This window comes from Prochlorococcus sp. MIT2302, from assembly GCF_059772385.1.
Genome location: NZ_CM186285.1, coordinates 1272096 through 1297401, shown reverse-complemented (window position 1 = coordinate 1297401; position 25306 = coordinate 1272096). Strand labels below are relative to the sequence as shown.

General features: G+C 36.3%; 26 protein-coding genes and 1 tRNA gene. 12 read left to right on the top strand and 15 right to left on the bottom strand.

The features are described 5' to 3' along the window. Nucleotides 1-813 carry a nucleoside triphosphate pyrophosphohydrolase gene (mazG, locus tag AC6EI2_RS07450; RefSeq protein ID WP_498461716.1) on the bottom strand — a complete coding sequence of 271 codons (813 nt, stop codon included), beginning with the start codon at nucleotides 811-813 and terminating at the stop codon, nucleotides 1-3. A 141-nt stretch (nucleotides 814-954) separates the two neighbouring features. Between mazG and AC6EI2_RS07445 the strand changes: the two genes are divergently transcribed. Both AC6EI2_RS07445 and AC6EI2_RS07440 read left to right on the top strand, forming a co-directional pair. Then, a tRNA-Val gene (locus tag AC6EI2_RS07445) sits at nucleotides 955-1026 on the top strand. Between the two features lie 20 nt (nucleotides 1027-1046). Further along, nucleotides 1047-1397: an AIR synthase gene (locus tag AC6EI2_RS07440; protein ID WP_498461715.1), complete on the top strand. Its 351-nt coding sequence runs from the start codon at nucleotides 1047-1049 to the stop codon at nucleotides 1395-1397. A gap of 27 nt (nucleotides 1398-1424) precedes the next feature. Here AC6EI2_RS07440 and AC6EI2_RS07435 read toward each other — a convergent pair whose 3' ends face one another. Further along, a complete protein-coding gene (locus tag AC6EI2_RS07435) occupies nucleotides 1425-1676 on the bottom strand; it encodes a hypothetical protein (protein WP_158467456.1) in 252 nt (83 codons plus the stop codon). A gap of 63 nt (nucleotides 1677-1739) precedes the next feature. On the opposite strand from AC6EI2_RS07435, the gene AC6EI2_RS07430 reads away from it, so the two are divergent. The 3 genes from AC6EI2_RS07430 to AC6EI2_RS07420 all read left to right on the top strand — a co-directional run bounded on the left by AC6EI2_RS07430 (nucleotide 1740) and on the right by AC6EI2_RS07420 (nucleotide 5705). Beyond that, nucleotides 1740-2195: a protein phosphatase gene (locus AC6EI2_RS07430; RefSeq protein WP_498461714.1), complete on the top strand. Its 456-nt coding sequence runs from the start codon at nucleotides 1740-1742 to the stop codon at nucleotides 2193-2195. Between the two features lie 73 nt (nucleotides 2196-2268). Further along, nucleotides 2269-5070, top strand: a complete 2802-nt coding sequence (locus AC6EI2_RS07425; protein ID WP_498461713.1) for a valine--tRNA ligase — start codon at nucleotides 2269-2271, stop codon at nucleotides 5068-5070. Between the two features lie 11 nt (nucleotides 5071-5081). Further along, nucleotides 5082-5705 (top strand): TVP38/TMEM64 family protein, encoded by a 624-nt coding sequence (locus tag AC6EI2_RS07420; RefSeq protein WP_498461712.1) that lies wholly within the window; start codon nucleotides 5082-5084, stop codon nucleotides 5703-5705. Here AC6EI2_RS07420 and AC6EI2_RS07415 read toward each other — a convergent pair. The 3 genes from AC6EI2_RS07415 to AC6EI2_RS07405 are packed head-to-tail and all read right to left on the bottom strand — an operon-like array spanning nucleotide 5702 to nucleotide 8392. After that, nucleotides 5702-5860: a hypothetical protein gene (locus tag AC6EI2_RS07415; protein ID WP_498461711.1), complete on the bottom strand. Its 159-nt coding sequence runs from the start codon at nucleotides 5858-5860 to the stop codon at nucleotides 5702-5704. The genes AC6EI2_RS07420 and AC6EI2_RS07415 overlap by 4 nt on opposite strands. A 19-nt stretch (nucleotides 5861-5879) precedes the next feature. Further along, entirely contained in the window at nucleotides 5880-7952 is a 2073-nt protein-coding gene (gene ligA, locus AC6EI2_RS07410; RefSeq protein WP_498461710.1) for an NAD-dependent DNA ligase LigA, read from the bottom strand. Between the two features lie 17 nt (nucleotides 7953-7969). Continuing rightward, a complete protein-coding gene (locus tag AC6EI2_RS07405) occupies nucleotides 7970-8392 on the bottom strand; it encodes a hypothetical protein (protein ID WP_498461709.1) in 423 nt (140 codons plus the stop codon). 118 nt (nucleotides 8393-8510) lie between these two features. Here AC6EI2_RS07405 and AC6EI2_RS07400 point away from each other — a divergent pair, with 118 nt between their 5' ends. Both AC6EI2_RS07400 and AC6EI2_RS07395 read left to right on the top strand, forming a co-directional pair. Then, nucleotides 8511-9059: a SprT family zinc-dependent metalloprotease gene (locus AC6EI2_RS07400; RefSeq protein WP_498461708.1), complete on the top strand. Its 549-nt coding sequence runs from the start codon at nucleotides 8511-8513 to the stop codon at nucleotides 9057-9059. 89 nt (nucleotides 9060-9148) lie between these two features. After that, a complete protein-coding gene (locus tag AC6EI2_RS07395; RefSeq protein WP_498461707.1) occupies nucleotides 9149-9682 on the top strand; it encodes an RNA helicase in 534 nt (177 codons plus the stop codon). A 6-nt stretch (nucleotides 9683-9688) separates the two neighbouring features. On the opposite strand, the gene AC6EI2_RS07390 is transcribed toward AC6EI2_RS07395, so the two are convergent. From AC6EI2_RS07390 to AC6EI2_RS07370, 5 genes are read right to left on the bottom strand one after another with little or no spacing between them, the layout of a single operon-like run. Continuing rightward, nucleotides 9689-10276, bottom strand: coding sequence for a chorismate lyase (locus AC6EI2_RS07390; RefSeq protein ID WP_498461706.1), 588 nt, complete (start codon nucleotides 10274-10276; stop codon nucleotides 9689-9691). Between the two features lie 5 nt (nucleotides 10277-10281). Then, nucleotides 10282-12252 (bottom strand): tRNA uridine-5-carboxymethylaminomethyl(34) synthesis enzyme MnmG, encoded by a 1971-nt coding sequence (gene mnmG, locus AC6EI2_RS07385; RefSeq protein ID WP_498461705.1) that lies wholly within the window; start codon nucleotides 12250-12252, stop codon nucleotides 10282-10284. Between the two features lie 33 nt (nucleotides 12253-12285). Continuing rightward, a complete protein-coding gene (gene dnaB, locus AC6EI2_RS07380; RefSeq protein WP_498461704.1) occupies nucleotides 12286-13704 on the bottom strand; it encodes a replicative DNA helicase in 1419 nt (472 codons plus the stop codon). Nucleotides 13705-13761: 57 nt separating this feature from the next. Further along, a complete protein-coding gene (rplI, locus tag AC6EI2_RS07375) occupies nucleotides 13762-14220 on the bottom strand; it encodes a 50S ribosomal protein L9 (protein ID WP_498461703.1) in 459 nt (152 codons plus the stop codon). A 41-nt stretch (nucleotides 14221-14261) separates the two neighbouring features. Beyond that, complete coding sequence (locus AC6EI2_RS07370; protein ID WP_498461702.1) at nucleotides 14262-15191, bottom strand: acyl-CoA desaturase; 930 nt, start codon at nucleotides 15189-15191, stop codon at nucleotides 14262-14264. A 127-nt stretch (nucleotides 15192-15318) separates the two neighbouring features. Between AC6EI2_RS07370 and AC6EI2_RS07365 the strand changes: the two genes are divergently transcribed. From AC6EI2_RS07365 to AC6EI2_RS07345, 5 genes are all read left to right on the top strand, one after another. Continuing rightward, nucleotides 15319-16008 (top strand): DUF8644 domain-containing protein, encoded by a 690-nt coding sequence (locus AC6EI2_RS07365; protein ID WP_498463471.1) that lies wholly within the window; start codon nucleotides 15319-15321, stop codon nucleotides 16006-16008. A gap of 35 nt (nucleotides 16009-16043) precedes the next feature. After that, nucleotides 16044-17309: a methionine gamma-lyase family protein gene (locus AC6EI2_RS07360; protein WP_498461701.1), complete on the top strand. Its 1266-nt coding sequence runs from the start codon at nucleotides 16044-16046 to the stop codon at nucleotides 17307-17309. A 21-nt stretch (nucleotides 17310-17330) separates the two neighbouring features. Further along, entirely contained in the window at nucleotides 17331-17717 is a 387-nt protein-coding gene (gcvH, locus tag AC6EI2_RS07355) for a glycine cleavage system protein GcvH (RefSeq protein WP_498461700.1), read from the top strand. Between the two features lie 100 nt (nucleotides 17718-17817). Next, the gene (gcvP, locus tag AC6EI2_RS07350; RefSeq protein WP_498461699.1) at nucleotides 17818-20724 is read left to right on the top strand and encodes an aminomethyl-transferring glycine dehydrogenase; all 2907 of its coding nucleotides are present in this window, start codon (nucleotides 17818-17820) and stop codon (nucleotides 20722-20724) included. Between the two features lie 123 nt (nucleotides 20725-20847). Continuing rightward, nucleotides 20848-21108: a hypothetical protein gene (locus tag AC6EI2_RS07345; protein WP_498461698.1), complete on the top strand. Its 261-nt coding sequence runs from the start codon at nucleotides 20848-20850 to the stop codon at nucleotides 21106-21108. 3 nt (nucleotides 21109-21111) lie between these two features. Here the strand turns inward: AC6EI2_RS07345 and AC6EI2_RS07340 are convergent, their stop codons facing one another. The 5 genes from AC6EI2_RS07340 to AC6EI2_RS07320 are packed head-to-tail and all read right to left on the bottom strand — an operon-like array spanning nucleotide 21112 to nucleotide 25162. Beyond that, nucleotides 21112-22266, bottom strand: a complete 1155-nt coding sequence (locus AC6EI2_RS07340) for a glycosyltransferase family 4 protein (protein ID WP_498461697.1) — start codon at nucleotides 22264-22266, stop codon at nucleotides 21112-21114. A 36-nt stretch (nucleotides 22267-22302) separates the two neighbouring features. Then, complete coding sequence (locus AC6EI2_RS07335) at nucleotides 22303-23496, bottom strand: NAD-dependent epimerase/dehydratase family protein (protein ID WP_498461696.1); 1194 nt, start codon at nucleotides 23494-23496, stop codon at nucleotides 22303-22305. Nucleotides 23497-23552: 56 nt separating this feature from the next. Beyond that, complete coding sequence (locus tag AC6EI2_RS07330; protein WP_269609104.1) at nucleotides 23553-23720, bottom strand: high light inducible protein; 168 nt, start codon at nucleotides 23718-23720, stop codon at nucleotides 23553-23555. A 49-nt stretch (nucleotides 23721-23769) separates the two neighbouring features. Then, nucleotides 23770-24576, bottom strand: a complete 807-nt coding sequence (locus tag AC6EI2_RS07325) for a thiazole synthase (protein WP_498461695.1) — start codon at nucleotides 24574-24576, stop codon at nucleotides 23770-23772. A 28-nt stretch (nucleotides 24577-24604) separates the two neighbouring features. Continuing rightward, nucleotides 24605-25162: a tetratricopeptide repeat protein gene (locus AC6EI2_RS07320; RefSeq protein ID WP_498461694.1), complete on the bottom strand. Its 558-nt coding sequence runs from the start codon at nucleotides 25160-25162 to the stop codon at nucleotides 24605-24607. Nucleotides 25163-25306 lie beyond the last annotated feature (144 nt).

Here is a 25306-nt window from a genome sequence, read left to right as displayed (position 1 = left end):
TTAATGCTTGAGATTGATCTTCGCTAATTCCCAGTATTTTTCTAATTTCTTTTTTGATTGCGAATGTAATTCCCCATCTATATTTTCTTCTATATATGTTAATCGTTCAAGGAACCTTTTATTGGTTTTTGCTAATCCTTCTTCTATAGATACCTTATGCCATCTTGCAATATTGATCAATGTAAATAATACGTCTCCTATTTCAGCTTCAGCCTTGGAAGTATTTTCGTTTTTTAATGCATCTTTTAATTCTTCTAATTCTTCATATAATTTATCCCAAATCTGATCACTTTTTTCCCATTCGAATCCGTTTTTTGAGGCTTTATTAGAGATGATTAGTGCTGCTTTTGTTGAAGGTTGAGGTCGTATCTTTAATTTTAATCGGTCACTAATTGGAGTTTTTGAGTTATTTGATGGTCTCTCTTTATTTTTGATTTTTTCCCACGAGTATTCCACTTCTTTGATACTTACTGTTGCTTTTTCTTGAAATACATGTGGATGCCTGCGAATAAGTTTTTCAGTGATTATGTCAATGACATCTCCCATATCAAATAAGTTTTTTTCTTTTGCTATTTGAGCATGCAAAATTATTTGTAATAAGAGATCTCCAAGCTCCTCCTTTAATTCGTCAGGATTGCCTTCTCTTATTGCGTGAGCAACCTCATAGGCTTCCTCTAAAACATATGGGATCAACGAAAGATGAGTTTGATTGAGATCCCAAGGACAACCATTGATTGGATCTCTTAGATCTGAAACTACATCAATGAGTTTATTAATTTTTTTGTCTAAATTTAATTTGTTTGTGTTTGTCATTTTTAGTTGTCCTCAGAGAGCTGTAACGAAGCTTCTAAATCGATTTTTTTTGAATCGTTCATCTAATTATGATTAATTCTCAACATCAGAGCAGCTTGAGGTATAAAGTAAATGAATTAGTCCTTCGACTAAAAGATGTATGGGCGATTAGCTCAGCGGTAGAGCGCCTGCCTTACAAGCAGGATGTCCCTGGTTCGAACCCTGGATCGCCCATCTAGATTATTTTTCAATTTATGCAAAATGGTCCTGGATTAAAAATTTCAGCAACAGCAGTAGCAGAGTTAACTAGGCAAGCTGCTTTTACTGGAACACCAGGAGTTATGCATATTGATCTACTTGATGATAAGTGTGGAGAGGGATGGAAATTTATAAGAATTAGGCCAGGGAAAAATGATGGTGTTCCCCTTGCTAGAGCTGACGGGATTACTTTGTATGCTCGTCAAGATCAAGTCCAATTTTTTCAAGGTCTAAAGCTTAATTATTTTGGTGATTTAAGTGGAGGTGGATTTCTGATTAGCACGCCAAAAGGTGCAGAAGCCTCTCCATGTGGATCAGGCTTTAGAAAACTTGCAAAAGCTCAATAATTTTTTAAAACAATTAGTGAATTGACACTATTCTTCTGGAAACAAGATTGAAGAAAGTTCATCAGAATCAACTTCATAGACGCGAGCTAAACTTGTCTCAATTGCGCTGGTGACTTCACCAGGTAAGAATCTCATAGCATTTAAAGCATCATCCGATATTTCTTCTGTAAGTAACTTCTCCTTACTATTTAATTTTTCATCGTTGATTACTGCAATTACCCAGCTTTGATATGCGTAGACAAGATCGGAGAACTCAAGTTCAGGGTCGTTCAGATCCATGACAAATAAACAGATAATGAACAATAAACACTAGTTTGGCTGTAGTTGGAGAAAATGTCTTCTATGGAACAAATATCACGCACGTCTATTCAAGCAAAAGCATTTGAGTTCGCATTGATGGAATTAATTTATAGTAAGCGAGATAGCTTTCAGCCGCTATGGAGCGTGGATAGTTGGGTTAAATTTTTAATCTGGTTAAGTTTAAATTGTGGGCTTTCTGGAGATAAAGAAAGCCTGGAATTGTTTGCGAAAGCCATGGGTTCTCCTTTAACAAGTCGAATGAGAAAAATATTTTTTGAACGAGTTTTAGAAGATTTATCAATACATGTGATGGCTGATCCTGCAGAAGCGCAAGTTTTGATAATGCCAATAGCCGTAGATAAGAAGATTAATGATATTGATATAATTCAAGCCTTAAAAACGATTGGTTTAAGTGAAAAGGTTTCTCTATCTTCGACTAAATGGGAAAAGCATGATTCAATTGTTTCGATTCCTTGGAATGTGAAAAGTGACATTTGAATTTAGGAAAAGCAAGAATGATGTAAAACTTTTCTCGGGAATGAGTAAATTAAATTAAACACATTTTTTTTCTGTGATCGAGCGGGCAAAAACGACAAAATTATCTGAAGCCTTAGGGCTTTCTAAAACATATGATCCAGCTGGCACTGAAAATCGCTGGCAGAAAGCTTGGGAAGAAAAAGGAGCTTTTAAAGCTGATCCAGCAGCCTCTGGAGATCCATTCTGCGTAGTTATCCCTCCTCCAAATGTCACAGGGAGTCTGCATATGGGGCATGCATTTAATACTGCTTTGATCGATACAGTTGTCAGGTACAAGAGATTAAAAGGAAATAATGTTCTTTGTCTTCCAGGAACAGACCATGCTTCAATTGCAGTTCAAACTATTCTTGAGAGACAACTTAAGGAAAAAGGTATAAATCGTCGTGATCTTGGTAGAGCGTCCTTTTTGGAAAAAGCTTGGGGGTGGAAAGAAAAAAGTGGTGGAAGAATTGTTGATCAATTAAAGCGTTTGGGATATTCCGTAGACTGGAGTAGAGAGAGATTTACATTGGATCAGGGCTTGAGTAAAGCTGTTTCCGAAGCATTTGTTCGTTTATATGAGAAGGGATTGATATATAGAGGAGAATATTTAGTGAATTGGTGCCCTGCCTCAGGTTCGGCTGTGAGTGATTTAGAAGTTGAAATGAAAGAAGTAGACGGACATCTATGGCATTTTCGATATCCGTTAAACACAACATCTATATCAAGTGCAAGAAAAATTAGTTATTTAGAAGTAGCGACTACACGTCCTGAGACGATGCTTGGTGATGTCGCAGTTGCAGTGAACCCATCAGATGAAAGATATAAAGATCTCATAGGGGAGAAAGTTACTTTGCCTCTAGTTGGTAGAACTATTCCAGTTATTGGAGACCCTCATGTAGATAAAGATTTCGGAACTGGATGTGTCAAAGTTACTCCTGCTCATGATCCTAATGATTTTGAGATAGGCCAAAGACATGACTTACCTCAAATCACAGTCATGACTAAAAAAGGAACTATGAATCATAACGCAGGTCAATTTGAAGGCCTTGATCGTTTTGAGGCTCGTAAAGCTGTTATTAATTCTTTAAAGGAAATTGGTCTTTTAACAAAGATTGAAGCTTATAAACATAGTGTTCCTTTCTCTGATAGGGGGAAAGTACCAGTAGAGCCACTTCTTTCTACCCAGTGGTTTGTCAAAATGGATACTCTTGCAACTAGTTGTTCTGAATTTTTTGATAAAGGGCAACCTAAATTTATTCCTAATAGATGGTCTAAAGTTTATCGCGATTGGTTAACTGATATAAGAGATTGGTGTATTAGTAGACAATTGTGGTGGGGACATCGTATTCCGGCTTGGTTTGTAATTAGTCAAACAGATAATAAAGTTGTTAATGAAACACCGTACATTGTTGCTCGGACAGAAGATGAAGCGAAGAAATTAGCACGAGAAAAATATGGAGATTCAGTCAAAATTGAGCAAGATGAAGATGTTCTAGATACATGGTTTTCCAGCGGTTTATGGCCTTTTTCTACATTAGGTTGGCCTGATGAAACACATCCTGATTTTCAACGCTGGTATCCCACAAATACTCTAGTTACTGGCTTTGACATTATTTTCTTTTGGGTAGCAAGAATGACAATGATGGCTGGAGTCTTTACGGAGAAGATGCCATTTTCTGACGTTTATATTCATGGACTTGTTAGAGATGAGCAGAATCGAAAGATGAGTAAAAGTGCAGGAAATGGTATTGATCCTTTATTACTAATAGAAAGATATGGGACAGATGCTTTGAGGTTTGCTCTTGTTCGTGAAGTTGCAGGTGCGGGACAAGATATACGTCTTGATTTTGATCGTAAAAATCAAACTTCAGCAACGGTTGAGGCCTCTCGAAATTTTGCTAACAAGCTTTGGAATGCAACTAGATTTGCTCTTATCAATCTTGAGGATCAAGATTTTGAAAATTTGGAGAAATATGATTCTTTTCAGTTGCAATTATCAGATAAGTGGATTTTATCAAGGCTTGCTCGAGTCAATCGCGAGACTGCTAATCGATATGAAAATTATGCTTTAGGAGAGGCTGCTAAGGGATTATATGAGTTTGCTTGGAATGATTTTTGTGATTGGTATTTAGAATTAATTAAACGTCGACTGAATACTTCAAAAAATTTGTCTCCTGCTGAATTATTAGATCAAAAAATTGCGAAAAGTATTTTATACAAAGTTTTAAGTGATCTTTTGATTATGCTTCATCCTTTAATGCCCCATTTAACAGAGGAGCTTTGGCATGGATTAACAGGTTTAGCTGAAGATCAATTTCTAGCTTTGCAGCCTTGGCCAAAATCAAATGAACACGACTTGAATATTGATTTAGAGAGTTCTTTCACTGATTTATTTGCATCTATCAGATTAATTCGCAATCTACGAGCAGTTGCTGGGTTGAAACCCTCTCAAAAAGTTCCTGTTATGTTGGTCTCTGGCAAGGAAGTCTTGCAAAACACCCTAAAAACATCAACCAATGATATTGCTGCTTTGACTAAGGCTAAGGAAGTCCAAATATTATCTCCAGAGCAAGCAAAATCATTACCTTCTATGAAAGCTTTAGCCGGCGTAAGTGGCGAGCTAGAGGTGGTTCTTCCTATTGAAGGATTGATAGACATAGCTTCTTTACGATCAAGGCTTGAAAAAGATTTAAATAAAGCACAAAAGGAAATAGAAACTCTCTCTGGACGTCTAGCAAATAAGAATTTTATTGATAAAGCTCCCAAAGAGGTTGTTGAGGAATGCAGAGCAAATTTAACGGAGTCAGAAGCTCAAGTTCGCCTTGTCAAAGAGCGTTTAATGGGATTGGACTGAACTCTTAAACTATGTCTAACAACTTAGAGGCTCTTGTTAATAATTTCATTCCTTTTTTAAGTAGCCCTTTTGGAATTTTGTGTTTTGCTTTGGTGTATGTTTTTTGGGTGTCTTTTTTGTTGCCAGGCTCATGGCTTTCCATGTTGTCTGGCTTTCTGTATGGCACCTGGCTTGGAAGTTCGGTTGTGTTTGTAGGTGCTTTTCTTGGAGCTCATCTAACTTTTTATTTAGGGAGAACTTTTTTAAAAGAATGGGCTCAAAAAAAGGTCTCCAATTTTCCAAAAGTTCAAATAATGGAGAAAGCTGTTAAAAGAGAGGGTCTAAAAGTTATTCTTCTCACAAGACTTTCTCCTCTTTTTCCATTTGGCTTACTTAATTTTACATATGGCTTGAGTGAGGTAAAAGTTCGTGATTTTACTCTTGGAATGATTGGTATATTACCAGGTACAATTTTATATTGTAGCTTAGGTTCTTTAGCACTCAAAGTTTCAAGTTTTGGTGAAGTACTCTCAGGAAGATCTGATACTAGTTCATTTATTTGGAGCTTAATTAGTATTTTATCGACTATTTTAGTTGTTATTTTAGTTTTACGTTCAACAAGAAAACTAAATCAGGATTCTCAAAAACTAGATTAATCATCAGCTTTTAAATTCCAATCTTCAATCGCTGCAAATACGATAAACCAATAAAGTCTTATCCGATTAAATATACCTTTTTTAGAAGCCAGTATCTCATATTTTGCGCGTCCACATTCTGTTTTAATTAAAGCAAAGATTTGATTTTTATCCATTGTTAAATTCTAATTATTTTCACAATAATAGCTTAAATTCATTTTCGCTAATTATTTTTACTCCGAGTTCTTGTGCTTTTTTTAATTTACTACCCGCTTTTTCTCCTGATAGTAGAAAATCAGTTTTTTTACTAATTGAAGAGCTGACTTTCCCTCCAGCACTCTCTATCAATTCTTTTGCCTTATCTCTTGTAAGCGAATCCAAAGTTCCTGTTAAGACAAAAACTTTACCATCAAAAATATTCGATTTATTTGAGTTGTAGCTTGAATCTAAACTCTCTTTTAGAGAGAATCCGATAGCTTTTAATTCTTTAATTAATATTTGATTATTAGAATCATCAAACCATTTAATTATTGCATCTTTCATTTCATTTCCAAATCCATAAATATTGGATATATTTTTAGGTGACTCCTTAGCAACAGTAATAAGTTCTTCAATGCTATGAAAGTTTTTTGAAAGAGATTTAGCATTTGCTTCTCCTATGTGAGGTATCCCTAAACCGTAGAGCTGTTTGTGCCAATTTTTGTTTTTTGACTCGTTAATTTCTATGAGTAAATTATTTGCAGATTTTTCACCAAACCTTTCAAGTTCTAAAAGCGAATCAATTTCAAGTTTGTATAAATCTGCGATTGACTTCACATATCCTTCATTTACTAATTGATTAATAATTTTTTCACCTAATCCATCTATGTTCATGGATCCTTTACTAACCCAGTGACGTAAAAGACCTTTTAATTTTGCTGGGCATTTTGAATTAATACATTTCGTTATTGCTTCGTTTTCTTCTTGAATTAACTTGGAATTACATGCTGGGCATTTTTTAGGAAATTCTACTAATTTTGAATCAATTGTTCTAAATTCTTTGATAACTTTAATAACCTCAGGAATAATTTCTCCAGCTTTTCGAACAATAATTGTGTCTTCGTAATGAAGATCTAAAGAGGAAAGTCTTTTTGCATTATGAAGAGTTGCACGATTCACAGATGTTCCTGCAAGCTCTATCGATTCAAACTCTGCTACAGGAGTAATAGCACCAGAGCGTCCTACTTGGAAAATTAGTTTTTTTAATTTAGTCGCTTTCTCTTCTGCTGGATATTTCACAGCAATGGCCCATCTTGGGGCTTTATTCGTTGCACCTAAGACATTTTGTATTTCAAAATTATCTATTTTTACTACTATTCCATCAGTTGCATATGCTAAAGAATCTTTTTCAATTTCCCAATACTTGTAATAGCTGTTCGCTTCAAATAAGGTTTTTTTTGCTTCATATTTAGGGTTAACTTTAAAACCAATATTTTTTAAAAACTCAAGTGATTCAGATTGAGACTTTGGTTTTTTTAAATTGCTATCAGTAGGTTCCCAATTGTCTGGTAAATAAAGACTATATGCGAAGAAGTCAAGTTTTCTAGATGCAACTATTTTGGGATCTAATTGTCTTAATGTTCCTGCACAAGAGTTTCTAGGATTGGCGAAGAGTGCTTGATCAGTATTTTTTCTCTCAATGTTGAGTTTTTTAAATATATTATTGGGCATGAAAGCTTCGCCTCTAATTTCAATCCAAGTAGGTGGATTTTCTAATATTAAACTTAATGGAATTGTAGAAATTGTTCTAATATTAGTAGTGATATCTTCTCCATTTTTTCCATCTCCACGAGTAGCTGCTTTAGTTAGAATTCCATTTTCATATCTAATTGAAATAGCATTTCCATCAATTTTTAATTCACATATTAGTTCTGGATTATCAAAGTCTTTAGTATTTTTATTTTGAGAACTTATTAATTTTTTGATTCTTGAGTACCATGCTTCTAATTCATTTATATTGAAAGCATTATCTAGGCTTAAAAGAGGAATATTATGCTCAACATTTTTGAAACCTTGAGAAGGAACGCCTCCTAATCTCTGGGAAGGACTATCATTAGTAATTAATGATGGGTGGATATTTTCAATTTCAATTAATTCTCGGTAAAGTTGATCATAAACAGCATCATCTATCTCTGGTTTATCTAATACATAATAAGAGTAATTTGCTTTGTTGAGTAAAGCTCTAAGCTCCTTGGCACGTTCAGAATGTTGATTCAAGTTTGAATTCACTTATCACATTTGCGTCATTATGTATTGGCCTTGGCAATACGATCTATTTGCCAATTTTCGTTGATTTTAATAAAAGTGAAGTCCAGCGGCATTTCATTTTTTTTATCTTCAGATTTCAAACTTAGTGTGAGCATTATTTGATTGCCTTCTATCCTTGGGCGTCCTGACTTCAAGTTTCTATAACGATTTAATTGCAAGCTACCCAAAAATTTGATGAAGTCTTGTCTATTGACATGTGTTTTATAAGCTTTTGTAGTAAGTCTATAAGCTCCATCTATTCGGCCAGCTGCAATTTGATCAAAAAACTTTTTTACAAGAGGATTAATGCCTCTCGCACTTATTACGAGTTTAATTGCGTTAAAAGTCCAAAAAAGGAGAAGTGCACCAACTCCAACCAAGAGAGCTTTTAATCCAATTGCTTTGACAAGAGCACCATCCATTTTTTTAATTCCGTTTAGTTAAGGATTCTGACTTATTAGCCATGAGATTAGCTTGTTTGTTATTGATAGTCAGACAGAATGTTATCGGAATAATAAAGCTAATGAGTTCTCTGGATCAATGTCTTTAATACCTGTTTTACCATTGTTTCTTAAATTAAACAGGCAATTTTTTGAGAACTCTCTGCTTGAGAATGGAGTTCCTCGAGTCTCTGTGCGTTGGAGTGATGGCCGTATGCGTACTACGGCTGGGATGTATAAACGACAAACGAATTTTTTCGGAATGAAATCTAGTGAAATAATTTTATCTAGACCAGTATTAGAGAATCTCCCAAGGAACGCATTGATGAGTACCTTATGCCATGAAATGATTCATGCATGGATAGATCTTGTCCTAAAAGTTGAAGAGGCACATGGGCCAAATTTTCATCAACGTATGGCCGAGGTCAATTCTCTTCAACATGATTTCCAGGTAACAGTTCGTCATTCTTTCCCAGTTTCTAAAAAAATCCCTAAATGGTTGGCAACTTGCCCTTCATGTAAAAGAAGTTTTAGTTATCGTCGTATTGTTAAAGGGGCTGCTTGTCGGAGCTGTTGCAATAGTTATTTTGAAGGTCGGTGGGATCAAAAATGTGTACTTGAATTTCAGCCTTTTTCTAGAAGTTCATAAATATTTTTAATTAGCTTTTTTGGGAATTTTGGAAAAATTTCATCATTACGTTGTTTCACTAGTTGGTTTAAAAGCGTTAAATTTAGAAAATGAAATCATATAAAAATCGTTATCAAATTCGCCAGCGATCTCGGGCACCCCTTGATCGCAGAATGGATCAATGGATACAAACAGGGAAACAGGTGGTAGATGGAGTTGCAGGCAATCGCCCTGGTCAAAGAAGGAGAGGATGGCAGGATAAAGAGACCTCAGCAAATTTTGAAAAAGTTGGTCGTTGGATGGAAGAGAAAATTGATTGGTTTTTTGAAGATGATGATGATTGGTTCGATGTTGAGGAGTTGGATGATCAATCTTTTCAAGAAAATACAAACGATATAAAAAGACCCTTAAGTGCTATTTCCTTAAGAGCTCCTAAAGCTTTACCGCCTCAGATTGAAGGAAGGAGAAACAATCCAGACGAACTGGAAGAATGGCCAGATGATCAATCTTTTAAATTAAATAAGTGGGAAAGAAAAGATAATTTAATTAAGCAAAATGATCCTGAAATAGAAGATTTTTCTCTAAACGAACGAACTCCTCAAAGAAGAAAAAATATACCAAGATCTAATCGAAAAAAATATTAGTTGTTTTTAAAAAGCCTTTCTTGGTATTGGTCCTAACCACTTTTCTAGCTTTGGGCTGAACACTTCTCTGATTACAGTTAATTCTTTTTGTTGACGAAAAAATCGATAATGTCGGCTCCAAAAAGGACCATCTTCATTAAATTCCACTTTCAGCCACTTCGCATTAACTAATCCCAATCCATCTACTTCTCTAAAAAGTTCTGAGCGTCCTTGGGTCAAGCTTTTCCATATTGGTTGATCCTTATTTTGTAGATGTTTTTCTGCCTCTTGATAATTCCACCAGCTTTCAGCCCATGCCAGGGTTAAATCTCCACATGTAAGCCAAACTTGTCTTCTTATTAAAGGTGGCTCAAGCTCATTAACTTCTTCTGGAACTCCATTTTGATTATTATTTTCCATAGCCATAGATATGACCTTTATGGCAACCTCATGTCCTGTTAAAAGCTTCAGATGCCTGGTTGGGCTGCCATCACCAAGTAGCATTAGCTGCCATGCTCCAGATAGTTTGTAGTTACCTTTTCCTGAAAGAACACTTTCTTTTGAGGCTTTCCAAATTACTTCAGGGGAAGGTAATTGAGATTGGTCTGAATTCACTTTTATCAGCTTGTTATTTTAAGTTGATCTTTTCTCTCAGTTTTTTTCATTTGCTCTATTCTCAACCATACAAGAAGTGCAGTAAGGTCAGCTTTGCTCACGCCAGGGAGTTGAGCTGCATGCCCAAGGCTTTTCGGCTGAGAAATTGTTAATTTTTCTCTTGCTTCTTTCGAAAGGGTTTTTATATTATTGTAGTTAAGATTTTTTGGTAATAATTTTTTACTTTGTTGTTTTAATTGGTTTATTTGAGCTTTTTGTCGTTCTAAATAACCGGTATACTTGATATCTATTTCAACTCCTTCTTCAACATCTAAAGGAATACTTTCGGAGGCCAAATGATAATTAATCAAGTCTTTATAGTGAATATTTGTTCTTCTAAGGAAATTTGCTAGCGTTATTGAACCTTTGATAGGTGTTCCAGTTGAGGAATATATTTCCTTTGCACATGCATCGCTTTCTTTAATTCGTTCTTTTTCTAATCTTTCTTTCTCTTGATCGATCAACTTCTGCTTAGCATGAAATATCTTCCATCTTCTTTCATCAATTAATCCTAATTTGTAACCTAAGGGCGTTAGTCGCCTATCTGCATTATCACCCCTTAGGATTAATCGATATTCACTTCTACTAGTTAATACCCGATATGGTTCTTTTAAATCTTTTGTAACTAAATCATCAATCATAGTTCCTATATAACTACTTTCTCTTTCAAAAATAATTCCTTCTTTATCGTTTACTAATCTTGCAGCATTTAAACCTGCCACTAAACCTTGTGCAGCAGCTTCTTCATACCCGGTTGTTCCATTTAGTTGACCTGCACTGAATAAACCACTTACTCTTTTTGTTTCTAGTGTTCCCTCTAATTGTGTGGCTGGAATATAGTCATACTCTACTGCATAAGCAGGTCTAAGCATTACACAGTTTTGTAAGCCTGGCAGAGTCCTTAAAAGCTCTAATTGCAAGTTTTCTGGCAGTCCAGTTGAGAAACCTTGTACATATATTTCTGGAGTATCTCGACCTTCTGGCTCTAGGAAAATTTGGTGAGAATCTTTGTCAGCAAAACGTACAATCTTGTCTTCAATGGAAGGGCAATATCTTGGGCCTTTACTATCAATAAAACCTCCATAAATAGGTGTTAAATGAAGATTATTTTTAATAAGTTGGTGTGTTTCTTTTGTTGTTCGAGTTATATGGCAACTCATTTGCTCTCCACTTTCCCAGGAAAGAGGATCAAAAGAAAAGAATTTGTCTGAAGCATCGCTTAATTGCTCATCAAGAGAATCCAGATCAATACTTCTTCTGTCGATTCGAGCAGGTGTTCCTGTTTTTAAACGATCAGTAGTAAAGCCTAACTTTCGTAATTCTTCAGTTAACCCCTCAGAGGCTTGCTCTCCTGCTCGACCTGCACTCATGGATTGATTGCCAATCCAAATTCTGCCTCCTAAAAATGTTCCTGTTGTAAGTACAACGGCTTTTGCATGAAAAATGCTTCCGAAATAGGTTTTAACTCCCTTTATAAATCCAATTCTCTCTTGAATGTCTGGTTTATGGTCTTCAATCTTCTTGGGATAATGTTCAATTTCTAGCCCAGTCACCATTGCTTCTCTAATCTTTAGGTTTGGGGTGTTTTGAAGAATTTTCAACATTTCATTTGCATATAATCTCTTGTCTGTTTGTGCTCTTAATGCTCTAACTGCTGGACCTCTGCTTGCGTTCAGGACTCTTTTTTGAAGAGCTGTTAAATCGGCTAATTTTCCGATTATTCCTCCTAGCGCATCAACTTCATGAACTAATTGACTTTTAGCTGGTCCCCCTACGGCAGGATTACATGGTTGCCATGCGATTCGATCTAGATTTAGTGTAAATAAAGCTGTATTCAATCCTAATCTGGAAGTAGTCAGGGCAGCTTCGCAGCCTGCATGACCACCTCCAACAACAATTACATCAAAACTTTCATTTGAGGATTGTTTAGTAACCATCAATTAAGCATCAGGAATTTAATTTTCGAAAAATTAAGCCGCAAGGTTTCTAAATCTAGTAAATTGGGGCTCAAAGAGTAATTTAACTGTTCCAACAGGCCCATTTCGATGTTTTGTCACGATAACTTCTGTAATTCCTTTATCAGTAGTTTCTGGATTGTAATACTCATCCCTATAAATCATTAGGACCAAGTCCGCATCTTGTTCAATAGAACCTGATTCACGAAGATCACTAAGCATTGGTCTTTTATTTGTTCTTGATTCAACTCCTCTACTTAATTGAGATAAAGCGATAACAGGAACTTTCAGTTCTCTTGCCATGCCTTTAAGACCTCGAGTGATCCTTGAGATTTCTTGAACTCGATTATCTGGCGATGTGCCTTCCATTAGTTGTAGATAATCAATCACAATTAGTCCTAACTCTTTGCCTTGCTCAGCGATTAGGCGACGACATAATGACCTCATTTCAAGAACACTTGAATTTGGTTTATCGTCAATGAATATTGGTAATTGACCAAGGGTGTTAATACCTTGACCAAGTAATGGCCATTCATCTTGTTGCAAACGACCTGTCCTTAATCTGCTGCTTTCAATACCTACCTCGCTTGAAAGCAGTCTGTAAGTCAGTTGCTCTTTACTCATCTCAAGACTGAATACACAAACAGGTAGATCATGAAGTTGAGCTACGTTTTTAGCCAAATTCAAAACAATTGAAGTTTTTCCCATTGCTGGTCGTCCTGCAACGATTATTAGATCGCTCCTTTGAAGTCCTTGGGTCATTGCATCTAGATCGTAAAAATTAACTGGTATTCCTGCTACTGATGTGCCAAGCGATCTACTTTCTATTTCATTGAAAGTACTTGTCAGGATTTCTGCAGTAGGTGTTAAACCTTTTGATGGTTGTTCTTGGCTAATAGCAAAGATTTTCTGCTCAGCTTGATCAATGGCCTCTTCCATTGGGAGGCTTTGATCAAAACCTAATTTGATCACATCATTCCCAGATTTTATGAGTTGTCTGCGCAGAAATTTATCGCTAATTAATTTAGCAACTTGTTCGATTGAGGCTGTAGATGTAACCCTCTCAACTAGTTCAACTAATCGATTATTTCCTCCAACTTTCTCTAAAGAATTTGTATCGGCTAGCCAAGCACTCATAGCTGTTAAATCTGTAGGCTTTCCTTGGCTATGAAGCATTAGTGCGGTTCTATATATTTCTCGATGAGCAGATATGTAAAAAGCTTCTGCTTGCAGCAAATCAGCAATTCGTCCTATTGCATCAGGATCCAGTAAAATTCCTCCAAGAACAGATTCCTCTGCTTCTAAATTTTGTGGTGGTATCTGATCAGGTTGAGCTTCAAAACGAGGCTTATCAATCTTGGAATTATTAAAAGCTCCAAAATCTCTATTTTGTTTTGAAAAATCCCCGTTGTTTGAAGAGGGGGTGCTTATCATTTATTGCTTGTTGGACAAGGACACCTACTTTGGCCTGTTCAGCCAAAGATGCAACTATTAGTAACTAGTAACTTCAAGGTTTATTTCAGCATTCACTTCGTTGTGAAGCTTAATTTGTACTTTATACTTGCCAACACCGTGTATCTCTGGGACGGATATGTCTCTACGATCTATTTCCTTTTTAGTTGCTTCTTTTACAGCCTCTGCTACATCACCATTTGTTACCGTTCCAAATAAGACTCCATCCTCTCCTACTTGTTTTTTCACAGTAAACCTTCCAATTGTCGTAAGAGCTGTTTGAAAATCAATTGCTTCTTGCTTTTTAGCAGCTTCTTTTTCGGCTTGTTTTGCTCTTCTATGTTCAACTTGTTTAAGAACAGTTGGCGTTACAGGTAAAGCTTTCTTGTTAGGTAATAAAAAGTTTCTTGCAAAACCAGGAGCAACCTCAACTAGGTCACCATCTTTGCCAAGACTTTTTATGTCTTCATTTAGTACAACTTGAACTCTCTTAGCCATGGATTGAAAATGAATTAATACTTTGAGTCATGTTGATAATATTACGATGCGATAGGGAGTCTTATTTTTTTAGCTAACCCAATTGCTTTCAAAAAACGTATGTGTTGCCAAGTTAGGTCTATTTGCTTTCTTTGAAGGCCGTGCTTTGCAGAATTAGGAAAAGCATGATGATTATTATGCCAACCTTCACCAAATGTCAGCGCGGCTACCCACTTGTTGTTTTTTGAATTATCTCCACTCTCATATGCAGTAGTACCCCAGCAATGAGTGGCTGAGTTAACAAGCCAAGTTATGTGATAAACAAAAACAAGTCTTAGAGGAATCCCCCATAGGACCATTGACCATCCACCAACACCAGCTGATTGGCCAATTAAATAAAGCGTTGCCCCTAAAGGTATTTGCAAAAGTAAAAAATTTTTATTTAAGAAACGGTAGTAAGGATCTTTGATTAAATCTCCAGAAAGTCTCGGAACGGCTTTCATGGCAGGAACATCTTCAAACATCCATCCCATATGACTCCACCAAAATCCTTTGTTGCTGTCATGATGATCAGCTTCAGTATCGGAAAAAGTGTGATGATGCCTATGAAGACCAACCCAATCAATTGGTCCATGTTGGCAACTTAATGCTCCACAAGTTGCAAAAAATCTTTCAAGCCATTTTGGAACTTGAAAAGAGCGATGTGATAGAAGGCGATGATATCCTGTAGTTACTCCCAAGCAAGCAGTTACCCAATACAAGAAAATAAATCCAGAGAATGCTAGCCAGCTCCAGAATTGAGGTTGTAAAGTAAATATTGTTAGAGCGTGGATTGTCAACATAAATATGACTGTTCCCCATCTCCTCCTGGATCTTTGGTTCTGAATACGTCTGGGTACATGTCCTTGGAGCTTTTTGGATGCAGCCATTGCTTTTTCAGCAGCAACTGGTTTTTTTAATGGAGCCGAAGCCTCGATTAAACTTGAAACCATTAGTGATCCGTCTACTTAGTGTATATAATATACGATAAGGATCCTAATCAGGTCTTGTGGTTAATCTTGAATGTGATTTGTGGCCTCTTCTAGTTTTCGGGAGCAATTGAATGCAGGTAGAAGGGCGATGGCTCATCTTGTCCATGTCTGGCATGAGCGTAATGGCTGGTCTCATAAAGTTTTGCCTGCTTTGGCTGAATGCTTGGATTTAGGCAGGGTTCACAGTTCTCAGATTTCAAATTTAAGAAATGGAAAACTTGTATCGCCAAGCCCTGAAGTATTTTTTGCATTGGGTAAAGTAAATCAAGTACTTTTTCGCGGGTTAGAAAACATAGAAAATCAAATATCAAGCGTTCATCCTGAGCTGTATAAATCACTTCAAGAGTCGGCTATTGCTGTTGAGGGCAATAATGGTCACCCACTTTCTGCTGGGGACTTTTTTGAGATTTTTGTTGGTTTAGCTTCTTTACCTTCATCTTTTGATTGGTTTATTGAGGAAGCTGAGGCTCCTGTGCTTAGTGCTGCTTTGGCTGATTATTTGTGTAAAGGTAGATCTTGGAGAATCTGTAGACAACAAGTTATGTCTGCATATCCAGTAAGTAAAAAACAACGAAGAGAAAGATTTGAAGCAGTTATGGCTGGTTTAAAAGATTACACCGCTGAAGAACTTGATGGTGAATTGTTAGATTTACATGAAACGAATAAATTGTTAAACACAAATAATTTGCAAGGTGCTGATGACTTTTTGGAAAATCTACGTCAAAGAGGTTTACTGCTTAAGGATCAAGAAAAATTAGAAATTATTTTTTCAGATTAACTTCCGAAAACTTTTTAAGCTATATAAAAGACAATATGTTCAAAAATTCTGCTAAAAATTTTATTGAAAATATAGAAAAAAAATTATATTTATCTATTAATGAAAAGACTGATAGCATAACATTTAAATTAGAAAAAGTATTAAAGGCTTTTTCTGATTCTCATTTAAATGTACAACATTTTGCCTCTATAACAGGATATGGACATGGAGATTTAGGGAGAGATATCATTGATAAAATTTTTGCAGATGTTTTAGATTGTGAAAAAGCAGCAGTAAGACTTCAGTTCGTAAGCGGTACCCATGCTATTACGTCATGTTTGTTTGGTGTTTTAAGACCAGGAGATGCTTTATTATCTGTTACCGGGAGGCCTTATGAATCACTTGAAGAAGTAATTGGATTAAGGGGGAACGGTCAAGGATCTTTGATTGATTTTGGTATTAACTATGAAGAAATTTCTTTAAAAAATGATGGAAATATAGATTTTCTAGCTTTAGAAAAAGCTTTAAAAAAACCTAGAAAATTAATTTTTATACAACGTAGTTGTGGTTATACATGGCGTCCATCTTTGAGTATTGAAGTGATCAAGGAAATTTGTTACTTATGTCATAAGATGCAACCTAATTGTATTTGCTTTGTTGATAATTGCTATGGAGAATTCGTTGAAAATAAAGAACCAACGTCAGTAGGGGCAGATTTGATTGCAGGTTCTTTAATTAAAAATTTAGGTGGAACTATTGTTCCTACTGGTGGATATATTGCGGGAAAAACTGATTTGGTTGATAAAGCATGTTGCCGCCTGACTGCTCCAGGTATTGGATCTGAGGGTGGTGTTACTTTTGACTTAAATAGAACTATTTTACAAGGACTTTTTCTCGCACCTCAAATGGTTGCAGAGGCTTTAATTGGTGCTGAAATTATTGCCACTACATTTAGCGAATTGGGCTTTCAAGTGTTGCCTACCTCAGGTTCTATTCGAACTGATTTGATTCAAATAGTCAGAATAGGCGACCCAAAAATACTACAAATTATTTGTAGGTCTTTTCAGGAAAAGTCACCTATTGGATCTTTTCTCGACCCTGTACCTGCCCCAATGCCAGGATATGAAAATAACTTAGTCATGGCTGGAGGAACTTTTATAGATGGTAGTACCAGTGAATTTTCTGCGGATGCTCCTATGAAACCTCCATTTGATCTTTTTATTCAAGGAGGATCTCATCGCTCACATGTCAAAATTGCTTTGATTCATGCACTATCCAATTTATTTCAGGCAGGATTGATCAAATTGCCCCAGAATGATTAAGCGTTTTACGTTTTGACGCAAATGGCTTTTTCCTTCCCAAATCATTTTCGTTTTGCTGACAGTCATGAATACGCTTTTGCTGATGATGATTTAGTTCGAATTGGTATCAGTGAATTTGCTGTAGATCAGTTAGGAGATATCGTTTTTGTTGATCTACCAGAAGAAGGTACTGCAATAGCCAAAGGAGAAAGCTTTGGCTCAGTTGAATCTGTAAAAGCTGTTGAAGATATGTATGCTCCAGTAAGTGGGGAAATTGTTCACAGAAACAATTCTGTTTTGGCAAGTCCAGAGGAACTTCAGAATGACCCTCATGGCGAGGGTTGGTTATTAATCATTCGTCCTGATAACCCTGATCAATTAAAAGAGCTTATGGATTCAGAAAGTTATGCTAAGAAAATTGGTGAATAAAATTTTACTGAATAATTTTTCTTACAACAAATTGGGAAATTTTTGTCTACACTAACCTTCTTTACAACAATTTAACTTGCTTGTGCTTGAGAACAAGCTCATGTCAAAAGCAGAATTAAAGGATCCAACTTTTAAGTCTCGCCATATAGGTCCCACTATTGAAGATGAAGCTTTAATGCTTCAAAAACTTGGTTTTCAAACTTCGGAAGAGTTCATATCTTCTGTAATCCCCAGTGAAATCTTTGATTCAGAAATTAAAGATGCCTCTATTCCAGATGGCTGTGATCAAAATGAAGCGTTAAAAGAAATTAATATAATTGCTAAGAAAAATGTTGAATATCGCTCTTTAATTGGCCTTGGTTATCACTCAACAGTCATACCTCCAGTAGTACAAAGAAATGTTCTGGAAAATCCAAATTGGTATACGGCTTATACTCCATATCAAGCAGAAATATCGCAAGGCAGATTAGAGGCTTTATTTAATTTTCAGACTTTAATAAGTGAATTAACAGGTCTGCCCATATCAAACGCGTCTTTGCTTGATGAATCAACTGCAGCAGCTGAGGCAATAAGTTTGAGTTTGGCTGTTAGGAAAAACAAAAAAGCCAATAAATTTTTAGTAGATCAAGAAGTTTTGCCTCAAACTTTTGATGTATTAAAAACTCGTTGTGAACCACTAGGAATTCGATTGGAGGTATTTGATAACAACAACTTTGAGATAGACAATAATGTCTTCGGAATACTTATTCAATTACCTGGCAAAAATGGTCGGATTTGGGATCCAACTTCAATAATTAATCAGGTACATGAATGTGGCGCAATTGCAACTATTGCAATCGATCCTTTGGCTCAAGTTTTGATTAAACCCATGGGAGAGTTCGGTGCTGACATAGTCGTTGGAAGTGCGCAAAGATTCGGAGTTCCTATTGCATTTGGTGGACCACATGCAGCTTTTTTTGCAACGAAAGAAATATATAAAAGGCAAATACCAGGAAGAATAGTTGGCCAGTCAGTTGACTCAGAAGGCAATGAAGCTTTGAGGCTTGCCCTTCAAACGAGAGAGCAACATATTCGAAGAGATAAAGCGACTAGTAACATTTGTACTGCTCAAGTTTTATTGGCTGTTCTTTCTTCTTTTTATGCAGTACATCATGGTCCAAATGGTCTTGAACAAATAGCAAAAAAGATTGTTATCTATAGATCATATTTTGAATCTATAATAAGCAATCTTGAATATCCCTTAGATAGATATTCAAGGTTTGATAGTATAGATATTTACTGTCCGGAAGCATCAACGGTTCTTCAGTTGGCTTCCGAAGAAGGATACAATCTTAGAGTGCTTCCAATCGGGTCAGATGTTATAAATGCTAAAGGCTTTGGTGTGACTTTTGATGAATTAACGTGTGATGAAGAAATTGATACATTACATCAAATACTTGCAAAGGCTAAAGGTAAAAATATCAATGATTTATCTATATTAATTAATGAAAATGAACTTTTAATTGATATTCCACTTCGCGAAAAACCCTGGCTTCAACAACCGGTATTTAATAAATACCAAAGCGAGACTGATTTAATGAGATATATACATTTTTTAGTATCGAAAGATTTTTCTTTGGTTCAAGGAATGATTCCTCTTGGAAGTTGCACAATGAAATTGAATGCAGCGGCTGAACTTTTACCCATTGAATGGAACGAGTTCGCTTCTATTCATCCTTTTGCTCCTCAAGGTCAATTAATGGGTTTCCAGGAGATAATTAATGACCTTGAAGATTGGCTATCTGCTTTAACTGGCTTTCAGGGAGTTTCGCTTCAGCCCAATGCAGGTTCTCAAGGAGAATTTGCTGGTTTGCTTGTCATACGTTCTTGGCATCAGTCTCTTGGAGAGGTGCATAGAAATATTTGCTTGATCCCAACAAGTGCACATGGTACTAATCCAGCTAGCGCAGTCATGTCTGGCTTTAAAGTTGTTTCTGTTGAATGTGACGAGTACGGTAATGTTGATTTAGAAGATCTAAGAAATAAAGCAAAGATTCATTCAAATCATTTAGCTGCTTTGATGGTTACATATCCTTCAACTCATGGAGTATTTGAACCAAATATTCGTGAAATGTGCCAAATCATTCATCAAGAGGGAGGTCAAGTCTATTTGGATGGTGCCAATCTGAATGCTCAAGTAGGTATTTGCAGGCCTGGATCTTACGGCATAGATGTGTGCCATTTAAATCTTCATAAAACTTTTTCTATTCCTCATGGAGGAGGAGGCCCAGGAGTGGGTCCTATAGCTGTGGCAAGTCATTTGGTTCCTTATCTCCCTGGACATTCAATTGTTAAGTGTGGAGGAGAAAAGGCTATTTCAGCAGTCTCAGCCGCTCCGTTTGGTAGTGCCGGAATATTGCCTATCAGTTGGATGTACATTCGGATGATGGGTAGAGATGGGTTACGCAAAGCAAGTTCAATCGCAATCCTCTCTGCTAATTATGTGGCAAAAAGACTTGATCCTCATTATCCAGTCCTGTTTAAGGATCCCAATGGTTTAGTAGCTCATGAATGCATACTAGATTTAAGACCTTTAAAGAGTCAGTTAGGAATCGAAGTTGAAGATATTGCTAAGCGATTGATGGATTATGGATTTCATGCTCCAACCATAAGTTGGCCTGTTGCTGGAACTTTGATGGTTGAACCAACAGAAAGTGAAAGTTTGACTGAACTAGATCGTTTTTGTGAAGCGATGATAGGAATAAGAGAAGAAATCGAACAAATAAAATTAGGAAAGATTGATCCTGTTAATAATCCTTTAAAACAATCTCCCCATACTTTAAAAACAGTCACATCTGATGATTGGGATAGACCGTATTCTCGTAAAGAAGCAGCTTACCCATTGCCAGATCAAGAAAAATATAAGTTTTGGCCATCAGTTTCACGTATAAATAATGCATATGGAGACAGGAATTTAATATGTAGTTGTGCTTCTGTTCAGGATTTAGAAAATATTAATTCTTTGTGAAGACTGGTTAAAACTTGTTTTATTAGTTAAATTTCAAGCGAAAACCAAATTATTGGTTTTATTAGGCTGTTTTGCAATTTTTTTATTAATTTTTGCCGCGGCTTTAAATTACATGGGGACCAAATGAACAACAAGACATCTTTTGATCTCCCAGATCAAAAGAACAAAAAGGATGACTTGTCCTTGCCCTCTTTTACTAATTGCTTTGAGTCTGTTTTAAATAAAGGAGAACTTTTACAAGTTGCTGGAACAAATGTAGTTCGAGTCCCATTTGGGGTTCGTCAGCCGAAGAAACAAAGGCCAGCCAAACTTTCTAAATGGGCAACTTTGGTATTACCTTTGCAATCATTTGATTCCCCAACTCCACCTCCTCATGCTGCTTGAAAACTAAGCAACAAGCTTTGATTTTGATTGTTTTTGATCTAGTACACCTTCGTAATAACGTCTTAATTGTTTTGTAGCTCCTGCCCAACCCCATCTTTCCGCTTCTGAACGAGCTGCTTTTCTCATTGCAGTGCGTTCTACTTCATTACCTAATAACTTTTTTGTAGCCTCAATTAAACTTAAAGCCCCGTCATCATCTCCATCGGGATTGTATAAACATCCATTTTTCCCGTCTGAAATGATATCTGGGATTCCACCTTTATTGGCTCCTACTACTGGGCATCCAGCAGCCATTGCTTCTAAAAGAACTAACCCCAAAGTTTCTGTACTTGAAGGAAATAAGAAAGCATCTCCAGATGCATAAGCACTTGCTAATTCATTCCCACTTAGATATCCCACAAATGTAGTAGAGGTTCCCTGGAAAAATTTTTCCAATTGTTGTCTGTGTGGACCATCTCCAACAAGAGCTAGTCGAGTGCTTGGCAATGCCTCAAGTACAGGTCTTATTCTTTCAATTTGCTTTTCGGCTGAGAGTCTACCGACGTATATCAATAAAGATCCTTCATCACTAAAGTTTCCTAAAAGACGCTTTCTCATTTGTTCGTCTCTTAGTTCTGGTTTAAAAATGTCTGTATCAACTCCCCGTTGCCATAAAGCGGTATTTTGAATTCCTTTTTCTGAGAGCTCTTGCACCATTGCAGTGGAAGTACACAGATTTAGGGTTGCTTGATTATGAGCGGCTTTTAACAATTCCCATAAAAGTGGCTCTAACATCCCCATTCCATAGTGCTCTAAGTACTTAGGTAAATGAGTATGGTAACTGGCTACAAGTGGAATATTGTTTGTTTTTGCTAACCAAATACCACCCAATCCAAGCACAGCAGGATTAACTACATGAATGAGGTCTGGTTTAAAATTGTCTAATTCATCTGAAACACCTGGACCAGGCAACCCTAATTTGAGTTCTGGATAGAGGGGTAATGGCATCGCGGGAACACCTATAACTTTTGCACCCATGTAGCTTGATGGACAGCCTTCTGGACAAAAAATGGTAACCTCATCACCTGACTCAACTAAGTTTTGAATTGTTTTAGTTAGACGCGTTACTATCCCATCAACTTTTGGTAGGAAAGTTTCTGTAAAGAAAGCTATTTTCACTGAGCGTGTCTGTTCAAGATTTTGTATTAGTTAGATTTAGGATTTATTGATTGCTTTTGCTTGGGTTGATGTCCATGCAGATACACAAGGTATTCGTTTTAAATCGCATCTATTAGAGAATTTTTTCGCGACATTAACAACTTCTTCTAAAAGTCCATTATCGAGAGTGGTGGGGTCTAATCCCAGCTCAATAAAACATCGATTATCAACTATTAAATCATTTTCTACTGCTTCGTTTCTTGGATTTGGAAGATAATCAATTTTCGCTCCAGTTAGAGATGCTACTTTTTTTGCTAATTCCCCAACTTGGTGACTTTCAGTCATTTGGTTGAAAATTTTCACCCTTTCACCTTTTTCTGGAGGGTTCTCCAGTGCAAGCTGAACACATTTTACTGAATCTTGAATATGAATAAAAGCTCTTGTTTGTCCACCTGTACCATGGACTGTTAATGGATATCCAATGGCAGCCTGCATTAAAAATCGATTTAATACTGTCCCGTAATCACCGTCATAGTCGAATCGATTAGTCAGTCTTGGGTCACGGCTTGTGACATCAGTATTTGTTCCCCATACAATTCCCTGATGCAAATCAGTGATTCTGATCTGATCGTTTTTGTTGTAGTAAAGAAAAAGCAATTGATCGAGCGTTTTTGTCATGTGATAAACGCTTCCAGGACTGGCTGGATGTAAAATCTCCTCTTCAAATCGACTACCATCTGGTTGGGGCACTTCCACTTTTAAGTAACCTTCAGGAATGGTTGCACCTCTATGGGAGCCATAGCCATATACCCCCATTGTACCAAGATGAACAATGTGAATATCTAATTGAGATTCAACAATTGCGGCCAATAGATTATGAGTGCCATTAACATTGTTATCAACTGTATATCTCTTGGTTGCGCTGCTTTTCATGGAATAAGGAGCAGCTCGCTGTTCAGCAAAATGAATTATTGAATCAGGCTTTTCCTCGATCAAAAGATCTAAAAGCTTTTGATATTCAGAGGCGAGGTCTAAATGAATAAATTTAATAGGCCTTCCACCTATCTCAGACCAAGCTTTAATCCTTTCACCAATACTTGTTATTGGAGTTAAGGATTCAACTTCAAGGTCTATATCGATTTTGCGACGACTGAGATTATCCACGATGAATACATCATGACCCTTGTCAGCAAGATTGACTGCACAAGGCCATCCGCAGAAGCCGTCACCACCAAGAACGAAAACTTTCACTCTAAACTCCTAAAGAAAGAGCAAATGCTCATTTTATTCAAGCTACTACAAGGGTTTCACTTGATTGTTAAAGAATATGCGATAAGCCCAATTACAAGGATAACTCCAGCAAGGGTAAAAAGCCAAGAACCTTTGTTGCCACTGCTTTCTTTTGTAAGGATTTCAATTCTCGGTTCATCCGCAAAAACGTTAAGCCTGCCTTGACTTTCCTTAGTGACTGCCATGTTTTTTTGTTTATTAGGCTATAACGTTACTAATTTTTAACGAATTACTCTAATTTTTTGAAACAACTCCATCTGAGGGGGAACTTGGATAAGCAAGTTGGCTCTCTTGGAGCCTTCCAGATAGAAAAGCTTCTCTGCCGGCTTCAGTTGCCTTTGAGAAGGCCTGAGCCATTAATTCTGGGTCTTTTGCTAGAGCAATAGCGCTATTGATTAGAACCCCATCAGCACCCATTTCCAATGCTTGGGCTGCTTCACTTGGAACTCCAATACCTGCATCAACAATAATTGGAATATTAGATTCTTCGATAATCATGGCAATGTTTGCTGCATTTTTTATGCCTTGAGCAGATCCAATGGGGGAACCAAGAGGCATAACAGTTGCACATCCAATTTCTTCAAGTTGCTTGGCAATTAATGGATCAGAATTAATATATGGTAGAACCGTAAATCCTTCTTTAACTAATATTTCTGCTGCTTTTAAAGTTCCAATTGGGTCTGGTAATAAATATTTTTTGTCAGGAATAACCTCTAATTTGACAAAATTATTATTTTCCTGACCTGCTAACTTTGCTAATTCTCGGCCCATTCTTGCCACTCGAACTGCTTCTTCAGCATTTGTGCAACCTGCAGTGTTTGGTAGCATCCATATACTTTTCCAGTTTATTGCTTCCATTAATCCTTTATGTCCATTTTCTAGTCCATGAATTCTTCTGACTGCGACAGTAACTATTTCACATTTTGTATTTACTAGGCTTCTTTGCATTACCTCTAAGGATGGGTATTTACCAGTCCCAATAAGTAGCCGACTGTTGAATTCTTTATTTCCTATTTTGAGAAATTGATTTGTTTTTTGCATGGGTAAAATATCAAGAATTAAGATTTATTCAGAAACCTTTTTTATTCAATAATTGACTTTTATTTTTCCCAATTATACGTTCAAGTCTTTTGATTTGAGAGATTGCCGTTTTGTTTTTTGGATCTAGCTTTAAGACCTCTTGATAATTTTTATAAGCTTCATCTTCTTTTAGTAGACGTTGATAAGCGAAACCGAGATTATTAAGTGCAACTGGATATTCAGATTTTGCTGTTAATGCTTTTTTGTAGTGAATTACTGCTGATTTAAAGTCGTTTTGAGCTGCAAGTGCAAATCCTAATGCATTCTCTATAAGTGCTTTAGCTTCTTTTGGTTCGCCATCAAGTTTCTTTAGGGCTTGTTTTAAAGTTGATGTGGCTTGAGGATACAATCTTTTCTTTAATTGTACAGATGCTAACTCATACATTTTAGCTGAATCTTCTTTTGTATTTGAATCTTCTTTTTCTAATTTTATTAGCTTCAATTCATCTTTCCTTACTTTAAAAAGTTGCCTCCCTACTAAAATAGCAATAATTACTAATAGCAAACAAAGTCCTATTAAATAAGTTTGAGGAAGATCAATAATCATAACCTAAAACTCAAATACTAATTTGTTGACTGTATCGTAATTATTTATTATTTGCATCTTCTTGATTTTTGGAATTTCTTCTGTATTCTTTTATCTTAATTAATCATTTCTGTAGAGTTTAAAAAGGTAAAAACAACACTCAAG

Bases quoted from the DNA above. Each gene is read 5' to 3' on its own strand.
- AC6EI2_RS07440 (WP_498461715.1), top strand. From the start codon at position 1,047: ATGCAAAATGGTCCTGGATTAAAAATTTCAGCAACAGCAGTAGCAGAG.
- AC6EI2_RS07325 (WP_498461695.1), bottom strand. From the start codon at position 24,576: ATGCAAAAAACAAATCAATTTCTCAAAATAGGAAATAAAGAATTCAAC.
- AC6EI2_RS07400 (WP_498461708.1), top strand. From the start codon at position 8,511: ATGTCTTTAATACCTGTTTTACCATTGTTTCTTAAATTAAACAGGCAA.
- dnaB (WP_498461704.1), bottom strand. From the start codon at position 13,704: ATGATAAGCACCCCCTCTTCAAACAACGGGGATTTTTCAAAACAAAAT.
- AC6EI2_RS07320 (WP_498461694.1), bottom strand. From the start codon at position 25,162: ATGATTATTGATCTTCCTCAAACTTATTTAATAGGACTTTGTTTGCTA.
- AC6EI2_RS07435 (WP_158467456.1), bottom strand. From the start codon at position 1,676: ATGGATCTGAACGACCCTGAACTTGAGTTCTCCGATCTTGTCTACGCA.
- gcvP (WP_498461699.1), top strand. From the start codon at position 17,818: ATGTCAAAAGCAGAATTAAAGGATCCAACTTTTAAGTCTCGCCATATA.
- AC6EI2_RS07345 (WP_498461698.1), top strand. From the start codon at position 20,848: ATGAACAACAAGACATCTTTTGATCTCCCAGATCAAAAGAACAAAAAG.
- AC6EI2_RS07415 (WP_498461711.1), bottom strand. From the start codon at position 5,860: ATGGATAAAAATCAAATCTTTGCTTTAATTAAAACAGAATGTGGACGC.
- AC6EI2_RS07405 (WP_498461709.1), bottom strand. From the start codon at position 8,392: ATGGATGGTGCTCTTGTCAAAGCAATTGGATTAAAAGCTCTCTTGGTT.
- AC6EI2_RS07395 (WP_498461707.1), top strand. From the start codon at position 9,149: ATGAAATCATATAAAAATCGTTATCAAATTCGCCAGCGATCTCGGGCA.
- mazG (WP_498461716.1), bottom strand. From the start codon at position 813: ATGACAAACACAAACAAATTAAATTTAGACAAAAAAATTAATAAACTC.
- AC6EI2_RS07360 (WP_498461701.1), top strand. From the start codon at position 16,044: ATGTTCAAAAATTCTGCTAAAAATTTTATTGAAAATATAGAAAAAAAA.
- mnmG (WP_498461705.1), bottom strand. From the start codon at position 12,252: ATGGTTACTAAACAATCCTCAAATGAAAGTTTTGATGTAATTGTTGTT.
- AC6EI2_RS07370 (WP_498461702.1), bottom strand. From the start codon at position 15,191: ATGGTTTCAAGTTTAATCGAGGCTTCGGCTCCATTAAAAAAACCAGTT.
- AC6EI2_RS07420 (WP_498461712.1), top strand. From the start codon at position 5,082: ATGTCTAACAACTTAGAGGCTCTTGTTAATAATTTCATTCCTTTTTTA.
- rplI (WP_498461703.1), bottom strand. From the start codon at position 14,220: ATGGCTAAGAGAGTTCAAGTTGTACTAAATGAAGACATAAAAAGTCTT.
- AC6EI2_RS07430 (WP_498461714.1), top strand. From the start codon at position 1,740: ATGGAACAAATATCACGCACGTCTATTCAAGCAAAAGCATTTGAGTTC.
- gcvH (WP_498461700.1), top strand. From the start codon at position 17,331: ATGGCTTTTTCCTTCCCAAATCATTTTCGTTTTGCTGACAGTCATGAA.
- AC6EI2_RS07330 (WP_269609104.1), bottom strand. From the start codon at position 23,720: ATGGCAGTCACTAAGGAAAGTCAAGGCAGGCTTAACGTTTTTGCGGAT.
- AC6EI2_RS07365 (WP_498463471.1), top strand. From the start codon at position 15,319: ATGGCTCATCTTGTCCATGTCTGGCATGAGCGTAATGGCTGGTCTCAT.